We start from the raw sequence: 16,882 nt of genomic DNA, 5'->3' as shown, positions 1-16,882 counted from the left end.
TTTCGTAGATTGCATCAACTGGCGCCCCCGTCGATGGCGAGCACCTGGCCGGTGATGAAGGACGCTTCCGAGCTGAGCAGGAAGCGGACCGTGTGGGCGACGTCTTCCGGCAGACCGCGGCGTCGGATGGCCTGGGTTGCGATCACGGCGTCGTCGACGTCCGGCCCGAAGCGCTCGGTCTCAGACTCCGTACGGATGGCGCCAGGCATGACGGCGTTGACCCTGATCCCGTCGGCGCCGACCTCTCGCGAGAGCGTGCGCGCCATCCCGAGCAATGCGGACTTCGAGACGCTGTAGTGGAGCCGCCCCGGTTGGCCACTGCGTGCCATGGTCGAGCTCACCAGGACGATGCTGGCGTTCGGACTGGCCGCCAACAGATCGAACGACGCGCGTGCGACCAGCCAGGCGGCGCGTACGTTCACGTCCATCGTGAGGTCCCAGTCGTCGAAGCTGATCTCGCGCCAAGGCGTGATCCGGTCCACCGCCGCGTTCGAGACCACGGCGTCGAGTCGTCCGAAGTCTGACGCGATGTCCGCGACGAGCGCTGTCACGGCCTCCGGGTCCCGGAGGTCGGCGGAGTAGGCCACGGCGCTTGCGCTAGTGGAGGTGAGTTCCGCGGTCAGCGCCCGCGCCTTCGCCTGCATCGGTTCGGTGGGTTCGTGGGCGGCCGCGATGTCCCACCCAGCCTCGATGAGACTGCGGCAGGTTGCTGCACCGATGCCACGCGAAGCGCCAGTGACGAGGGCGACGGGACGACCGTCGTCGACGCTCATCGGATCGCTCCCATTGCCAGTCCGCTGCGAAGCTGGCGGTGCATGGCGATGAACAGCGCCATGATCGGCAGTGCCGCGAGCAGGCTCGCTGTCACGATGATCGGGTAGAGGATCTCGCCCCCGGCGAGCGGCGACACGGACTGCCGGTTCCAATCGTTGAGTCCGATCGTGATGGGGAACAGGTTCGGATCCGTGAGCACGAGCAGCGGGATGAGGTAGCTGTTCCAGGCGCCGACGAACATGAGCAGGAAGACCGTCGCGAGGCCGGTCCGCGCCACCGGGGGGATCATGGTCGTCAGGATGCGTGTCTCGCTGGCACCGTCGACGCGCGCGGCGTCGATCATCTCGGTGGGCACGGAAGCGTCGAGGTATGTCCGCAGAAGGTACAGACCGAAAGGGCTGACCATCGTGGGTAGGACGACGGCGAGTGGACTGTTGATGAGGCCGAGCCACCCCATCAGCTGGAAGATCGGGACGGCGAGCGCTGTGCCGGGGATCATCATCGCTCCGATGATGATCCAGAACAGCACATCGCGTCCCTTGAACCGCCACACCGAGAATGCGTAAGCCCCGAGGTACGACGTGACGGTGGCGCCGAGCGCGCCGACTGTCGCATAGCCGATGGAGTTCGCCATCCAGCGGGTGAAGATGCCGCCGTCCTGTGTGAAGACGCCGGCGACGTTCTCGAAGAACTGAGGCTCGGAGGAGAACCAGAAACCGAAGGTCGAGAAGATGTCACCGTTCGACTTGGTCGCGTTCACGACCACCCATTCGAGCGGGATCAGGACGTAGATCGCCATCGCTGCGAACAGCACCAGGCTCGATGTCCGCGTCCCCCAGCGGCGAGGGGCGCTCGTGCGGCTCGGCGACGTGCCGCCTCGCGCGGGTGCGGAGCCTTTGCGGACGGGAGCGAGCGTCTGGGCGCCGGTCATGACACGTCCCGGTAGCGCCGCGTGACGCGGAGGTAGACGACGGAGAAGGCAATCACGATCGCTCCGATCACGAAGGTCATCGCCGAGACGTAGTTCATTTGCTGTCCCGAGGCGGCGAGCGAGTAGGCGTAGAGGTTGGGGGTGAAGTCAGAAGTGATGACCATCGGTGCGATCGTCTGGAGCACCTGCGGCTCGGCGAACAGCTGGAGCGTGCCGATGATCGAGAAGATGACGATCGTGGAGACGACAGGGAAGATCATCCGGGTCTTGATGCTGAGGGCGATCCGCATCGGGCCCGCTCCATCGAGGCGAGCGGCTTCGACAGTCTCAGGCGGCACGCTCTTCAGCGCGGAGTAGAACACGATCATGTTGTAGCCGGCAGCGAGCCAGATCCCGATGTTCGCGATCGAGGGCATGATGAGCTCTTTGCTCACAAGGTTGAGATCGATGCCGAACCACCCAGCGATCTCAGTGAACGGGCTGATGCTCGGGCCGTAGAGGAATCCCCACATGAGCGTGGCGATTACGGACGGGATCGCATACGGAAGGAAGAAGAGCGTCTGGAACACCCCGTGGTAGGGGACCGCGCCCGAGTCGGCGACGAGGGCGAGCAGGAGCGGCAGCAGGATCGCGACCGGGATCGCGATCGCCGCGTAGAGCACGATCCGCCCGAGAGAGCCGAGGAAGGACGCATCGGTGAGAACGCGAATGTAGTTCTCGAGACCGACGAACGAGACGCCGCCTATGAGCTTCTTGGTGAAGAGGCTGTTGGTGAGCGCCCCGACGAGGGGCGCGATGAAGAAGACCGCGAAGAGCGCCACGAAGGGGAGTACGAGCAGGTAGGGCACCCATTGCCTGCGCACCCACCATCGTCTTGATCGCACCATTGCCTCCAGTTTGTATGACGATAGATAGGTTTACATATCAATCTGGACGCAGTCAACCCCGAAGCGAGCGATGGATGTCGCACCGGCTCGGGGGAGCCTTGACACCCCGGATCATTGCGGGGCATCCACCGCAACAGTGCGAGGACGGAAGGGGGCGAGTGGTCGAGCGCTTCAGAGGGGCGTGCGGACCGCGGGGGCTTCGCCTCGCAGAAGCATGCCGATTCGTGCGGACACCTCACGCAGTCGTTTCCCTAGGCGCTCCACGACTGCTTCATCGACACGCACCATCGGCCCGGAGACACTGACTGCGTAGCGTGTGTCCTCGCCCGCTTCGATCGCCGCCGCCACGCACACGGCGCCCATCTCGTTCTCTTCGTCGTCGATGGCGAACCCGCGCTCTCGCGCGTGGACGAGCTCGGCGATCAGAGCATCCGTTGACTGCACCGTGCGAGGAGTCCGCTGCTGGAACTCGACATCATGGAAGATGCTGCGCACCGTTTCATCGTCGAGGTTCGACAGCACGGCCTTGCCCAATGCGGTTGCATAGGCCGGATCCCGCTCCTCCATCGAGGTCATCATGCGCAGCGGGTGGAGGCTTTCGAGAACCTTGAGGTAATGCACCTCCGGACCGACCAGTAGTCCGAAGTTGACCGTCTCCCCGAACTCCGACTGGAGATCCTCGAGGAACGGGGTGGCGATCTCGACAGGATCCACGTCGGATCCCACCATCGAGCTCAGGGCTCTGAGGTTGCTCCCGGGCACGAATCGCCGCGAGTCCTTGTCCTGCGCGATGTAGTCACGTTCGATGAACGTGTTCACGATGCGATACACCGCGGCCCTCTCTACGCCGGACGCCTCCGCGAGCTCGCCGAGGGTCATCGGACCGGACCAGACGATTTGCTCCAGCACATCGAGCGCCTTCTGCAGAACGTTCACCGTCTGACGGCTTCCGTTCGGCCGCGAGATCGAGTCGTGAGTACGCACCTGCACCTCTTCACTGTGTTGACGGAGCCCAGAGCAGAAGTATCACCCTCGACTCCCATCCCTGGATCGGACAAGTGTAAACCAATTGTTTGCACACCAAGCTTTCCAGTCTCACGCGAGCCCAGAGTTTGGTAGACAAATCCGCATTGCGCATTACAAACTTCGCTGATACGGTCGGCGCAGCTCTGCATCTCACGCCCTTCAGAGGAGACCACGTTGCGCACGATCTCGAAGCTGCTCACCGCGATGCTGGCATCGGTCGCTCTGCTCGCGACCAGCCTGGTGGCGAGTGCCCCCGCCTACGCCGCCGCGACCACCTATTACGTCAGTGCGTCCGGCGGCAGTGACACCAACGACGGCCTGTCCCCAGCGACCGCATGGAAGACGCTCGCGAAGGTGTCGGCGCGGACCTTCTACGCAGGAGATTCCGTCCTCCTCAAGAGTGGCGACACCTGGAGCGGCGAGAGCCTCACGCTGCTCGGCAGTGGAACCTCGTCCAACTGGATCACCCTCAGCGCCTACGGAACCGGGGCGCGCCCGGCGATCAAGCCGTACCCCTCGGTCGCCGCCATCCCCGCCGAGAACCCCACGGACCCGGCGGCGAACGGCATCCTTTACGCGATCTATCTCCACAACGTGGCCGGCTGGAAGATCAAGGGACTGGAGATCGGGTTCTCTAAGAGCGGCATCGTGCACGTCAACGACGCCGCCGGAGTGCGTGACGGCCTCTGGATCGAAGACGTCTACGTGCACGACATCGTCAAGTGGCCGTTCACTCCGTTCCCCGACCCGGAGAACCGAGACCCCGTGCTCCAGCGCATGTCATATTCGGTCGGCATCTTCACGTTCCGCGAAGAAGGCTCGCCGGCCGAGCGCCTGCAGAACGTCACCATCAAGAACGTGACCGCGGAGCGTACCGACGCTCCCCTCGAGGTGCGGCATGCCGACAATGTCAACATCAGCGATGTCCATTCCGTCGACTCCTACCGCGAAGGCCTGCAGCTCACAGGCATCAACTACGGCACCGGGAGCTTCAGCGGAACGCTGAAGGACAGCAGCTTCATCCGGTCCGGGTTGAGCGGGATGCCCTGGGGCACCGCCGGCGTGCAGTTCAACGCCGTGAAGAACTTCGTCGCCGACAATATCGAGGTGAGCCACACGCAGGCTCCCAACGATGTCGACGGCGTCGGCATCGACTACGAAGGACTCAACGTCAACGTCACCGTCAAGAACAGCTACATCCACGACAACTTCGACGAAGCAGTGATGATCTACCGAAACCCCCAGTGGAGCGGTGGTGTGGAGAACGTCAACACCAGCTTGATCGACAACGTGTTCGAGAACAACGGACTGGGTGCGCTCGTTCGGCCACATGCCGCCTTCCTCACCCACGACTTCAACGTGGGCAACGGTGGGACGATCACCGGGAACACCATCGTGAAGAGGGACCGCGATCAGTCGCTGAACGTCATCGCTGGCCGCACTCCCGAGCTAAACGAGTTCTGGCCTGTCGACGGCGGCTACACGATCGGCGGGAACGTCGTGAAGCTGAAGAACGGCAACATTGTCAACTACGCGTCCACCGGCTTCGGCGGCACACAGGGTGCCGGCAACTGGAGCTATCGCCAGTACGACGGCTCGAGTCTGACGAACCTAACCTGGAACGCCACCAACCGCACCTGGGTCGGCAGCTCGCCGTACATGCTCGTCGGCGAAGACTGGATGCACCCTGCCGGCGGCGTGCTGGCGGAGCGGATCTGGACGGCACCGCAGGCCGAGACCATTCGCATCACCGGCAACCCTCGCAAGACGGATTCCGCGCTGGGCAACGGCGTGATCACGAGCATCTGGAAGAACGGCACGCAGATCTGGGCGAGCGGGGTGACCACCACGACCCGGGTTACTCACGATCTTCAGGTGACTGTCGAGCCGGGCGACCTGATCGCTTTCGTGCTCGATGCGCACGGCGACACCTCGTACGACAAGACCACGTGGAATCCAGTGGTGGAGGAAATCCGACAGACCATCTACACGCCGAGCACGGACTACGCGTCCGCCCAGGGGTTCTACAACTGGCGCTACAGCGAGGTGAGCAGTTCCGGTGAGGGCGACCTTGTGTGGGACGCGGCGAACAAGGTGTGGACGGGCTCGGTCGCCAACCTCTACGTCGGCCGCGACTGGCAGCATCCGGGCATTGGCCGACAGTCCGTCCGCAAGTGGATCGCGCCGACCTCGGGGACGATCGCCATCACCGGCATCGTGAAGAAGTACGACACCACGGGCGGGAACGGCATCATCGCCGGCATCCGCAAGAACTCCGCGTCTCTGTGGACGTCCGGCCCCGTAACGACGCTCGCCGGCGTGTCCACTAACGCCACCACGACGGTCGCGGCGGGCGACATCATCTCGTTCACGGTCGACGCCAACGGTGAGTCGTCGTACGACAAGACGTCGTGGGATCCGACGATCGTGCTGACACCGTCGTTCGACTTCGCACAGGCGATGTCGCCGTACTGGGAGAGCACGAAGATGTACAACGAGTCCGTGCAGATGATCTCCACGGGAGGCGGAGCGCCTCAGGCGCCACTGCTCTTCACGCCGACCGGCCAGATCGTCGTCAAGAACTCTGCGCTGACGACGACCTACGCGGAGGGCACGGACTGGGCCTATGACGCGGCGACGAACTCCATCCGGCTCCTGCCGGGTTCGGCGGCGGCGTCGATGACGAGTGCCGAGTTCTCGCCGACCACCATCCCGACTGGATGCTTCTCCGCCGACAAGGTGGGCGGCGGGACCGTCCTCGGATGCGAGGGCGGCTACCTTCACGACCGCCAGCTCGCGGTCTCCTATCCCCATGCCGCGTCGGGATGGGGCGGGGTCCCGATCTATCAGGGCGCACAGTTGCCAAAGACCGTCGCGAAGCTGACGTCCGGATCACCGATCGGCGTGACCCTGTACGGCGACAGCATCTCGGTGGGCCACAACAGCACCGCCTCTTTCGGCGGCACGCCGAACACTCCCAACTGGGGAACGCTGGCGATGGTGGCGTTACAGGCGAACTACAGCTCGCGCATCACGTTCCGCAACCCCTCCTCCTCCGGTGAGGACTCCGCCTGGGGGGCAGCCAACGCCTCTACGCGGGTGGCCGCAGACCATCCGGATCTCGTGGTGATCGCGTTCGGGATGAACGATGGGACGGGGAACGTAACGGCCGCCGCCTTCAAGGTCAACGTGCAGTCGATCATGAGTGCCGTCACCGCGGTGAACCCCGACGCCGAGTTCATCCTCGTCGCCCCGACAGTGGCAAACCCGGTGACGACATACGCCGGCACCCAGGCCACGTACAAGGCGGCCCTCGACCAGCTCGCCGGCGTGGGCGTCGTGGTCATGGACATGACGGGGCTGCACCAGAGGTTGCTATCGGAGAAGCGCTTCCAGGATATGACGGGCAACAACGTCAACCACCCGAACGATTTCCTCTCGCGGGCCTACGCACAGGCACTCGCCACGATCCTCATCCCCTGAGCGCACTGGAACGCAGAACACGCCGAACCCTACTTCGAGGATGCGGCGCTTCTGCGTACGGAATGACTGCTCGCCGGCGGCGACGTTCTTGTACCTCGGTTTGGACGACACCAACACCCTCGGAGCCGCCAAGGGCGTATTCCAGTCTTACCAACCCAGCATCCCATCGGCGTGATCCTCGAAATCCGCCGGCCCGGCGATGACCCACCAAGATCCTCATGAACGGCCCAGGGCATGCCGTCGTCGACTGCGGGACCACCCCACCGACATCGAGACCTAGCGACGGGACGCCCTCGTGACGCGCAAGCTGCCGTCCAAGCCCGCATCTTCAGCCACCCACACGAGAAGAACCAGCGTGACTACTCCTCCTGCCGATCCGCGCATCACCGAACTCCTCGACGCGATCGCCACCACCGCCCCCGGCCACACGACCACCTGGACCAACAGCGGCATCGAGGTGGCCGTTTACGGCCAACGCCGCGACGAGCTCCACACTCCCGCACCCGGGGCCGCCATCAGTGTCTCGGGGCGCATCCGCCCCATCCACAACGCGTCACCGCGTCGAGGCTGGGAGCGGCTATACGTGGACGATGTACCGCAGCCCGACCAGGGTGCCGACTTCGTCTTCCGCGTCGGCGCATCGGGCTCGAAGGTGTCGCGTGAGTCGCACTGATCCCGGGATCACCGGCACCGCCACCCTCACTGCGGTCGACCCCCAGTTGATTGCCGCGATCGAAGCGGTCGGGGCGGCCGTCGGAGTGCGGGCGACCGATCGCCTCGCGGGCGCGCACGACGCATCGCATTACCTCCTCATCCCACAGGCCGTGGTGACCCCGACGGATGTCGACGAGGTTGCTCGGGTGATGGCCGCGGCCCGTGCGGTTGGTGCCTCGGTGACGCTCCGATCGGGTGGGACGAGCCTGTCGGGTCAGGCCGGTACCGATCAGTTGCTGATCGACACCCGCCGCCACTTCCGCCGCATCGACGTCCTCGATGACGGTGATCGAGTGCGGGTGCAGCCTGGTGCGACGGTGCGTGCGGTGAACACCCGGCTGGCGCGGTATAAGCGCAAGCTGGGTCCGGATCCGGCCAGTGAGATCGCGTGCACCGTCGGCGGGGTGATCGCGAACAACTCCTCCGGGATGTCGTGTGGCACCCACGCCAACGCCTACCGCACCCTCGAGTCCGCCATCCTCGTGCTCCCATCTGGCACCGTGCTCGACACCGGTGCCGTCGACGCCGCGGAGCGGTTCGCCGAGGCTGAGCCCGAGATCCATGCCGGGGTGATCACGCTGCGTGACCGCATCCGGAGGAACCCCGATTCGGTTGAGAAGCTGCGAACGCTGCATGCGATCAAGAACACGATGGGGTATGGCCTCAACTCGTTCCTCGATCACGATGACCCGCTCGATATCCTCACCCACCTGGTCGTCGGGTCGGAGGGCACGCTCGCGTTCGTCGCCGAAGCGACCTTCCGCACCCTTCCGGTGAAGCTGAACCTCGCCACCGGGCTGCTCATCTTCGCGAACCTGCGTGACGCGACCGCGGCACTTCCGGCACTGGTCGAGGCAGGATTCGCGACGATCGAACTGCTGGATGCCGCATCTCTACGCGTCGCGCAGCACGACCCCGAAGCGACCCCCGACCTCACCAGCCTCGTCGTTGTCGATCATGCGGCGCTGCTGGTGGAGTTCCAGGAGGAGTCCGAGATATCCCTCGTCACGCGCCATACGGCTGCGGCCCCGGTCCTCGCGTCGCTGCCGCTGGTGAATGAGGTGAACCTCACGTCGGATGCCGCGACTCGTGCGCAGCTGTGGCACATCCGCAAGGGGTTGTTCACCGCGGTCGCCGGTTCCCGTCCGGCGGGGACGACGGCGCTGCTGGAAGACATCGCCGTACCGGTGGAGCGTCTCGGCGAGACCTGCGAACGGCTCATCGCACTGCTCGAGCGCCACGGGTATGAGGGGAGCGTGATCTTCGGTCATGCGAAGGACGGCAACATCCACTTCCTCGTCAACGAGCGCTTCGACGACCCGTCCCTGCTGGCCCGCTATGAGGCGTTCACCGAAGACATGGTCGCCCTCGTCCTTGCCCAGGGTGGCACGCTGAAGGCCGAGCACGGCACCGGACGGATCATGGCCCCGTTCGTGCACCGTCAGTACGGCGACGAACTCTACGACGTGATGTGGCAGGTGAAGCGGCTCATCGACCCCGGTCTGGTGATGAACCCCGGGGTGCTTCTCACTGACGACCCGCAGGCCCACACCCGGCACTTGAAGACCGCCCCAACTGTGGAGTCCGAGGTCGACCGGTGCGTGGAGTGCGGGTACTGCGAGCCGGTCTGCCCGTCCCGCGATGTGACGCTGACGCCGCGCGAGCGGATCGTGCTGCGCCGAGAGATCCAACGCGCGACCGACTTGGGCGACGAGATCCTCGCCCGCGCCCTGCGCGACGAATACGGGTACGACGGGGTGCAGACATGCGCGGTCGACGGCATGTGCCAGACCGCGTGCCCGGTGCTGATCAACACCGGTGACCTGGTGCGGCGGCTGCGGAAGGAGCATCAGAACGCGGTCGCGCAGGCCGGGTGGAACCTCGCCGCGAAGCAGTGGGATGCCGTCTCGGCCGGGGGCGGCGTCGCCCTGACGGTCGCGAACGCGGTGCCGACCGCTCTGCCGGCGCTGGCGACGAAGCTCGGACGAGGCATCATCGGCGGCGACACCGTCCCGCTGTACACCGAGGACCTGCCCGGAGGCGGTTCGCGGAGACGAGTGATCGATGCGGAGGTGCCAGTAGCGGTGTTCTTCTCGTCATGTACGAACACCATGTTCGGCCCGGTTGGCGGCGACGGGGTCGCGGAATCGTTCCTGCGCCTGTGCGAACGCGCAGGCGTGAAGGTGAAGACCCCCGATGATCTGCCCTCGCTGTGCTGTGGCACCCCATGGAAGTCCAAGGGTCTGTCCGACGGGTATCAGACCATGACCGATCGGGTCGCGGCATCCCTCGCCCGCGCCACCGACGGTGGACGCCTACCGGTCGTCTGCGACGCCTCAAGCTGCACCGAAGGTCTTCACGTGCTTCTCGACGCCGCCGGGCGGGCGGACATTCGGGTGGTCGATGCGGTCACGTTTGTCGACGAGCACGTCCTCTCACACCTCCCCGTGGGCGAGAAGGTCGCCTCCGTCACGGTGCACCCGACCTGCTCGTCCACGCATCTCGGAATCAATCCTGCGCTCACCAGGGTCGCGGGGGCGGCGGCGGAGTCGGTCGTCGTTCCAGAGAACTGGGGATGCTGCGGCTTCGCCGGAGACCGCGGGATGCTGCATCCAGAACTCACACACGCCGCGACCCGCCTCGAAGCCGCTGACGTCGCCGCAGCCGGATCCGACGTGCACGCATCGCTCAACCGCACCTGCGAACTCGGCATGACCCGCGCAACCGGCACCCCCTACCGCCACATCTTGCAGGTGCTCGAAGACACTATCCACACGGGAGAGCGACAGTGACCGGTGTGCGAGGGATGCACGAGGACGATGCGGCGGATCTGCGGTCGCTGGTCGTTCGGTTCGGCATCGCCGTGGCTAAGCTCGAGATCATCGAACGCCTCGCCCAGGGGCCAGCGACGATCGCCGACCTCGGAGCCGCGTGCGGGTACACCCGGCACGGGGTCGAGCCTCATCTGGACGTGCTCGAGAGCCTCGGTCTGATCTCGTCGGCGGTCGTAAGGGTCGAGGGGGTCTGCCGACCCACCCGCCGCTACGCGCTCGAGGAGCATCGCCTCGACGACCTTCGTTGGGCGCTGCACGACGTGCTCGACTTCACCGATGCAGACGCGCGGCGGCGGTCCGCGTGAGCGGACGGGTTCGAACGCGCGCAATCGCCGCGATCACTGACCGGAGACGGAGTGGGTGACTACGACCACGCGCCGCTGCTGGGACTGCCACGGGTGGCCACCGGAGTGGCGCACTTCCTCGCCGAAGGGCCGATGTGGGACCCAATCCGAGGTCGCATCCTCTGGGTCGACATCATGGACGGCGCGGTCCACCAAGGGCGGTTCGCCTACGGCGGCGCGATCGAGGCCGAGGATACGGTGGCGTTCCCCGACACGGTCGGCGCTGTCGCCGTGTCGAGCGCGGGGGAGTGGTTGGTTGCCGGCACCCGACGTCTTTATGTGCGCGACGTCGACGGAGGGGTCACCGCTGGCCCCGAGCTCGTCGATGTCGAGGGGCGCCGGTTCAACGATGGGAAGTCCGACCCTGCTGGGCGCTTCGTCGTCGGCACGAAGGGTCCCGGCGACGAGCAGCTCGTCCAGGTCGATCTCGATGGCGTCACGGTCCTGGACGACGACCTCACGCTGTCGAATGGTCTCGCCTGGACCCGCGACGGCCACACCCTCTACACGGTCGACACAATGAGCCGTCGCATCCATGTCCGCGACTATGATCCCGCCACGGGTGCGGTGGGTGTGCGACGGGTGTTCCTTGAGATCAAGAAGGGGTACCCCGACGGGATGACGATCGACAGCGACGACCATCTGTGGGGCGCGTTGTGGGGCGAGGGATGCGTCGTCCGCATCGCGCCGGGCGGTCGCATTGTGGGGCGCGTCGACGTGCCCGCTCCCCACGTTTCTTGCCCCGTGTTCGCTGACCCTGATCTCGAAACGCTGGTGATCACGACGGCCACCCAGGGTCTGAGCCCCGAAGACCTCTCCTCACACCCGCTGTCGGGGCGCCTATTCACAGTCAAGACCGGGCACCGCGGCATCCACCCGAATCTGTGGGCCGGCACCCTGCAGAGCAGCACCCCCTCCCTGGAGGAACACACCTGAAGGTCCTGCGTATCGGGGGAACCCTCCGCCGAGAGATCCGCCGCCCTCGTCTGCGACGACCGCGATATCGACCGTCCGACGCCGTGACCGACTTCGAGGAGGCCGTCTTCGGGTCTCCGGATGCCTGCACCACGGTCGTACCCCCCTCCGGCACCATGGGCACGCCGAGCAACTCGGTGCCGGCCGACGCACCCCGATGATGCTGATTCGATGGGGAGACGGGCTCTTTGCAGCAGCCAAGCGAGGTTCCTTCGGCACCGCCGGTCGAGTGGTGGCCCTCCAGAGAATGCTCGGACACGCGTCGGCTGCCATGACCCTCGGTGTCTATGCGGATCTCTTCGACGAGGATCTCGATGCCGTCACAGCAGCCATGAGCCGTGCTCGTTCGGCAGCACTCGTGTCCAAAATGTGTCCAGGCGAGGCCGAGGATAGCAACTGAGCTTCTGGCGATCCCAGTGTTTTCAAAGGGTGACGCGCACATCGAGGTTGACGCGACGGCGGGAGTCGAACCCGCGAACACCTCCGGGTATGAACCGGGGGCCGGGAGCCGCCCGGGCGCCGCGATGGATCCACGCTAACCCGAGGCATCCGTCGAAAACGTCTGTGTAACCGAAGTTTTCCCTATGCGACACAACGTGACACAAATGGGTCAGGCGAGCGGGTCCCAGATGAGCTCGACGCCGGCCGCCGGGGGCGCCTGGCCGCCGCACGCGCACACGCTGCCGCTCGGTCGCTGGTACCGCGCGTGATCGCTCAGGTGCAGCCGTCGGCGTCGGCTCGGAACGTAGCGCGTGCCGTGCCCGGCGGCCGGGCTCTTCCGCACGCCGAGTGACGACAGTGGTCGGCGCTTCCCGTTCTGTGGGTCGCGCGAGTTCGGCGTGTCATTCGCGGGTTCCGCGGCGATCTAGGCTAGGTGGATGACAACGGCGACCCGGCGAGGCATCATCGCTGCGGCCACCGCCCTCATCCTGCTCGCCCTCGGTGCCGGCGTCGGCGTCGTCGTGGGCGACGCGCTCGGCACCCACGTGCAGCACTTCGACCTCATGCGCCCCGGCGCACCGATCGTCGCCGAGGCCGAAGCATCCGTCGCCGGACCCGGGTTGATCGCGACGATCGCCGGCCATCGCAAAGCGGAGTCGACCGCCGAGGCCGTCGACGCGGTCGCGGCCACCGCGCGCGTGCGCGACGGGATGCAGAAGACGGATGATCTCGACACTCCGCCTTCGGCGGCACTCGATCCGGTGGCCTCGACCTGGCGCGACCCCGCCATGAGCGAGGCCTACACCGGCGCGACCGACACCCTCGGGCTGCTCGGCGCCTACCGCGAGATGCTCCTCGAGCAGACCGAGTGGCACCGTACCCTCGCACCCGTGGCATACGAGCGGTGGAAGACCGCCGGTGACGACGACGTCGAGCGCGCCGCCGCCTACGTCGCCGCGTACGAACGCGACGTCGACCACTCCGCGTGGAATCTCACCGCCGCCGAGCTCAGCACAGACCGCGACCTCGCGATGGCGTGGGCCGCCCGCATTCTGCTGCTGCTCGCGCTCGCGTGGGTCTTGATCGGCATGCTGTCGTCGCGCACGCGCCTCGTGCGCCGCCCCGGCGCCGCGGCCGCGCGAGCGGCGTGGCTCGCCTCGACCCGCCCGTGGCGCGCGAGGGAGTCGACGCTCGGCCTGCTGCCGCTCGACCGGTGGCTGCTGCTGATCATTCCGGCGGGCCTGCTCGTGGCGACCCGGGCGATCCAGACATCGCTCCTGTCATGGACGCACCTTGCCGTCGTTCTCGGTGCGTGGCTCGTCTTCGCGCTCGTGCTGCGGCTGTGCGTGCGCAACCGCTCGCCGTACCCCGTCATGGCCGCCATCGGCGGGGTGGTCGTGCTGCGCTGCGTCGTGAGCCTCATCGCGGTGTCGTTCACGGGCCCGGGCGGGTACTGGTACGGATTCTGGACTGCCCCGACGCTGCGCTTCGCCTACATCACCGTGGCGTTCGCGCTGTTCGCGTGGGCGTTCGTCGCCGGCGCGTGGGCGCTGTCGACCCAGGTCGGCGCGCGCCGGGCCATCGGGTTCGTGCTCGCCGCGGTCGGCGCGGGCCTCGCGATTCCCGCGTTCGTCGTCGCCCTCGTGGGGCTCGAGCAGGCCCTCACCGTCTGGAACGACCAGATGGGGCTGCTCCCGTGGGGCGTGGTGCGCATCCTCGGCGTCACGACGTTCCTCGAGATCCCGCCCGAGACGGCGTGGTACGCGGCCGGTCTCGGCGTCGTCATCGCCGGGGTCGGTGCGCTCCTTGCCGCGAAATGGCGGCCGGTCGCGGCATCCTGAACCGGCTCTCGAATCAGATGCACCCGCGGCGGTATGGGCGGCGCCGCCCCGGCCGAGCTGCCCGTATCGGAACGTGCCGGAGGCGCACTGACGAGGCAGCCGCTCAGGAGGCCATCGCCTGGGCCTGCGCGACCGGCACGATGTCTTTGCCGAGCGGCATGAGCGAGATCGGCACGAGCTTGAAGCTCGCGATGCCCAGCGGAATGCCGATGATCGTGATGCACAGCAGCGCGCCGGTGACGATGTGTCCGATCACCAGCCACCAGCCTGCGAGAATCACCCAGATCACGTTGCCGAGGAATGACCCGACCCCCGCGCCGGGTTTGTCGACGATCGTGCGGCCGAACGGCCACAGCGCGTACAGACCCACGCGGAACGACGCGATCGCCCACGGGATCGTGATGATCGGGATGCACAGCACTACGCCCGCGAGCACGTACCCGAGGAACATCCAGAAGCCTGACAGGACGAGCCAGATGATGTTCAGCAGGGTGCGCATGGCTCGATTGTGTCAGTCGGATGCCGCGAGACGGCTGGGTGTCCGCTCGGGCCGCTCGAGGCCGCGCTGCACCCGCCGGATGAGCCCTACGACCCCGGCGACGAGCACGAGGCCGCCGATCGCGAGCAGCACGTAGGCGACGATCGCGGCGGGCGAGAGAGTCAGCATCCAGTTCGCGAAGCCGTCGCGCCGCGCGGGGCTCGAAGCGACGAAGAGAACGGATGCCGCGGCCCCCGCGAGCACGAGCCCCCACACGATCGCGGCCCAGCGGGTGCGTGGGCGGGGGAGCGGGCGGCCGGCCTGAGGCGTCGTCGGGACGGGCGGGGCGGCGGCGGGTGCGGCCGGAAGCGGTGCGGTGAGCGAGGGTGCGGCGGGCGCCTCGCCGGCGACCGTCGCCCGCTCGTGCTGGGCGGACTGGCCGTGGTGCCGGCCGGTGGGGTTCGAGGTCATGGCGGAATCCTTCGGGTGAGAGGCGGGGTGCTCAGCGCACGTAGACGGTGATGTAGACCGAGCCGTTCGTCTGCGTCAGGTGAACGGACTGCGAGGTGAGGCCGGTGCTGCGCGGGTCGGAGTTGCGGGTGGACCACTGGAACCGCGCGCCGCCGCCCGGCCGGTCGGTCGCGCGCACGACCCCGTCGTCGGAGATCTCGCCGTTGGACTCGCGTACGCGCGTGTAGGTCACGCCGCCGGCCTCGAGATCGGCCGTGAGCGACAGCGCGGTGCCGGGAGTGACCTCGATGAACGTCGCCCCGACCCCCTTGCGCACGGTGATGTCGCCGGCGGTGACGTGCTCGGTGTCGCTCAGCCGGCCGAGCGCGATCGTCGTCGTGCCGAATGGCTGGATGTACTCGCGGTCCCACGACGCCGTGCCGGTATTCGTGGACCCGATGACGAGGTTGCCCGGCCCCGCGCTGAGCGCCGCGATCACGCCCGAGCCCACGAGCACGATCGCGACCGCCGCGAGGAAGCCGCTGCGGCGTCGGGCGACCCCCGCCACGACCATTGCGAGCGACACGACCATCGCGGCGACCAGCACTCCGATCGCGCCCGCGAAGTCGGCCGTGTCGGTGTCGCCGAGCGCGAAGAGCGACGAGGTCGCAGCCGCCACGAGGGCCGCGCCGAGGGTCGCGACGACGAACACGAAGCTCGTGCGCGGCTTCGTCGCCCGGCGCACGCGGCGCCGCTCTGCCGCCTCGGCGGCGAACGCCCGCGCGGCCGCGTCGCGCTCGACGCGGGCCTGCTCGCGCGCGGCCTGTTCGGCGTCCTGCTGGCTGCGCCGCCACGCGTCGCGCTGCGCGAGCCACTCGTCGTGCTTGGCACGCCACTGTGCGATCTCGTCGCCGGTGGCGGTGGGCGCGGCGACGGGCTCCGGGCCGGGCTCCCCGACGGGCTCCGGGCCGGGTGCCTCGATGAGGTCGGGGGCGGGCGCGGGGTCGAGGTCGGGGGCGACGGCGGGACGCGCCACCTGCTCGCCCCCCACGAGTGAACCCGGGGCGGCGGGGTTCGCGGAAGCCGTTCGCGAACCGGGCACGGTCCCGCCCCGGGGGTCTTTGGCGGCTCGCACGGCGAGCCAGATGCCGAGCGCCACGAGGGCGCCGACCAGCAGTACGGTGAGCGCGGTGCCGAACACCGGGCTGCCGCCGAAGCTCCAGAACTCCCACGCGCGGTCGAACACGGCCGCGAACGGCCAGAAGACGATGCTCATCAGCCACGGCACGATCGGGAAGACGCTGATCGCGGCGATGATGAGCACCGCGACCATCGCGGGCTCGAAGCGTCCGCGGAACAGCTGCTGCAGCAGGATCCGCCCCTGCGTGTCGGGCAGCAGCGCCCACGCCACCGCGTAGACGAGCAGCGCCGGCAGCCCCACGATCGCCGCGACCACGAAGATGCCCCGCACGATGATCGGGTCGATGCCCATGCGCAGCGCCAGGCCCGAGCACACCCCGCCGATCCAGCCGTGCGTGCGGGGGATCCCGAGATCGCGCACCCACGAGAAGAAGCGGTTCTCGGGCGCCGGCATGCCCGCGGGGGCGGGCGGCGGCGGCCCCGGGTCTGCGGCGGGGGATGCCTCGGGGGCGGCGTCAGCCGGTGCGGGTGGCGCGGACGGTTCGGTCATGTCTTCAGCGTGCC

Annotated in this window: 14 protein-coding genes, 1 tRNA gene and 1 pseudogene; 6 read left to right on the top strand and 10 right to left on the bottom strand. The window is 67.4% G+C overall.

Translation table 11 applies throughout. The features are described from left to right. Positions 1-14 precede the first annotated feature (14 nt). The 5 genes and pseudogenes from AB1K54_RS14495 to AB1K54_RS14475 all read right to left on the bottom strand — a co-directional run. The gene (locus tag AB1K54_RS14495) at positions 15-773 is read right to left on the bottom strand and encodes an SDR family NAD(P)-dependent oxidoreductase (RefSeq protein WP_371203469.1); all 759 of its coding nucleotides are present in this window, start codon (positions 771-773) and stop codon (positions 15-17) included. Beyond that, on the bottom strand, positions 770-1,705 hold the full coding sequence (locus tag AB1K54_RS14490) for a carbohydrate ABC transporter permease (protein WP_371203468.1): 936 nt from the start codon (positions 1,703-1,705) through the stop codon (positions 770-772). The genes AB1K54_RS14495 and AB1K54_RS14490 overlap by 4 nt, the downstream gene beginning before the upstream one ends. Continuing rightward, the gene (locus AB1K54_RS14485; RefSeq protein WP_371203467.1) at positions 1,702-2,568 is read right to left on the bottom strand and encodes a carbohydrate ABC transporter permease; all 867 of its coding nucleotides are present in this window, start codon (positions 2,566-2,568) and stop codon (positions 1,702-1,704) included. The genes AB1K54_RS14490 and AB1K54_RS14485 overlap by 4 nt, the downstream gene beginning before the upstream one ends. Positions 2,569-2,763: 195 nt before the next feature. After that, positions 2,764-3,306 carry an IclR family transcriptional regulator gene (locus AB1K54_RS14480; protein WP_371203497.1) on the bottom strand — a complete coding sequence of 181 codons (543 nt, stop codon included), beginning with the start codon at positions 3,304-3,306 and terminating at the stop codon, positions 2,764-2,766. A 78-nt stretch (positions 3,307-3,384) separates the two neighbouring features. Continuing rightward, positions 3,385-3,528: pseudogene (locus AB1K54_RS14475) on the bottom strand (helix-turn-helix domain-containing protein); the annotation flags it as partial. Positions 3,529-3,792: 264 nt separating this feature from the next. Here AB1K54_RS14475 and AB1K54_RS14470 point away from each other — a divergent pair. The 5 genes from AB1K54_RS14470 (at position 3,793) to AB1K54_RS14450 (ending at position 11,929) form a co-directional block, all read left to right on the top strand. After that, positions 3,793-7,101, top strand: coding sequence for a GDSL-type esterase/lipase family protein (locus AB1K54_RS14470; protein ID WP_371203466.1), 3,309 nt, complete (start codon positions 3,793-3,795; stop codon positions 7,099-7,101). A 355-nt stretch (positions 7,102-7,456) separates the two neighbouring features. Next, positions 7,457-7,774, top strand: coding sequence for a hypothetical protein (locus AB1K54_RS14465; protein WP_371203465.1), 318 nt, complete (start codon positions 7,457-7,459; stop codon positions 7,772-7,774). After that, positions 7,761-10,607, top strand: a complete 2,847-nt coding sequence (locus tag AB1K54_RS14460) for an FAD-binding and (Fe-S)-binding domain-containing protein (protein ID WP_371203464.1) — start codon at positions 7,761-7,763, stop codon at positions 10,605-10,607. Before AB1K54_RS14465 ends, AB1K54_RS14460 begins: the two co-directional genes overlap by 14 nt. Then, complete coding sequence (locus tag AB1K54_RS14455; RefSeq protein ID WP_371203463.1) at positions 10,604-10,954, top strand: hypothetical protein; 351 nt, start codon at positions 10,604-10,606, stop codon at positions 10,952-10,954. Before AB1K54_RS14460 ends, AB1K54_RS14455 begins: the two co-directional genes overlap by 4 nt. Positions 10,955-11,005: 51 nt before the next feature. Further along, complete coding sequence (locus AB1K54_RS14450; RefSeq protein WP_371203462.1) at positions 11,006-11,929, top strand: SMP-30/gluconolactonase/LRE family protein; 924 nt, start codon at positions 11,006-11,008, stop codon at positions 11,927-11,929. A gap of 487 nt (positions 11,930-12,416) precedes the next feature. Here AB1K54_RS14450 and AB1K54_RS14445 read toward each other — a convergent pair. Together AB1K54_RS14445 and AB1K54_RS14440 are read right to left on the bottom strand one after the other, a co-directional pair. After that, positions 12,417-12,489, bottom strand: a tRNA-Met gene (locus tag AB1K54_RS14445). 89 nt (positions 12,490-12,578) lie between these two features. Next, on the bottom strand, positions 12,579-12,752 hold the full coding sequence (locus AB1K54_RS14440; RefSeq protein ID WP_371203461.1) for a hypothetical protein: 174 nt from the start codon (positions 12,750-12,752) through the stop codon (positions 12,579-12,581). Positions 12,753-12,846: 94 nt separating this feature from the next. Between AB1K54_RS14440 and AB1K54_RS14435 the strand changes: the two genes are divergently transcribed. Continuing rightward, a complete protein-coding gene (locus tag AB1K54_RS14435; RefSeq protein WP_371203460.1) occupies positions 12,847-14,250 on the top strand; it encodes a hypothetical protein in 1,404 nt (467 codons plus the stop codon). A gap of 103 nt (positions 14,251-14,353) precedes the next feature. Here AB1K54_RS14435 and AB1K54_RS14430 read toward each other — a convergent pair whose 3' ends face one another. The 3 genes from AB1K54_RS14430 to AB1K54_RS14420 are packed head-to-tail and all read right to left on the bottom strand — an operon-like array spanning position 14,354 to position 16,868. Further along, complete coding sequence (locus AB1K54_RS14430; RefSeq protein WP_371203459.1) at positions 14,354-14,749, bottom strand: YccF domain-containing protein; 396 nt, start codon at positions 14,747-14,749, stop codon at positions 14,354-14,356. A gap of 12 nt (positions 14,750-14,761) precedes the next feature. Then, positions 14,762-15,199 (bottom strand): hypothetical protein, encoded by a 438-nt coding sequence (locus AB1K54_RS14425; RefSeq protein WP_371203458.1) that lies wholly within the window; start codon positions 15,197-15,199, stop codon positions 14,762-14,764. A 31-nt stretch (positions 15,200-15,230) separates the two neighbouring features. Continuing rightward, a complete protein-coding gene (locus tag AB1K54_RS14420) occupies positions 15,231-16,868 on the bottom strand; it encodes a PspC domain-containing protein (protein WP_371203457.1) in 1,638 nt (545 codons plus the stop codon). Between the last annotated feature and the right edge of the window lie 14 nt (positions 16,869-16,882).

Origin of the sequence: Microbacterium sp. BWT-B31 (assembly GCF_041379855.1) — a bacterium.
Classification (GTDB): domain Bacteria; phylum Actinomycetota; class Actinomycetes; order Actinomycetales; family Microbacteriaceae; genus Microbacterium.
The sequence above is the reverse complement of the archived record's forward strand: the minus strand, read 5'-3'. Positions and strand labels throughout refer to the sequence as shown.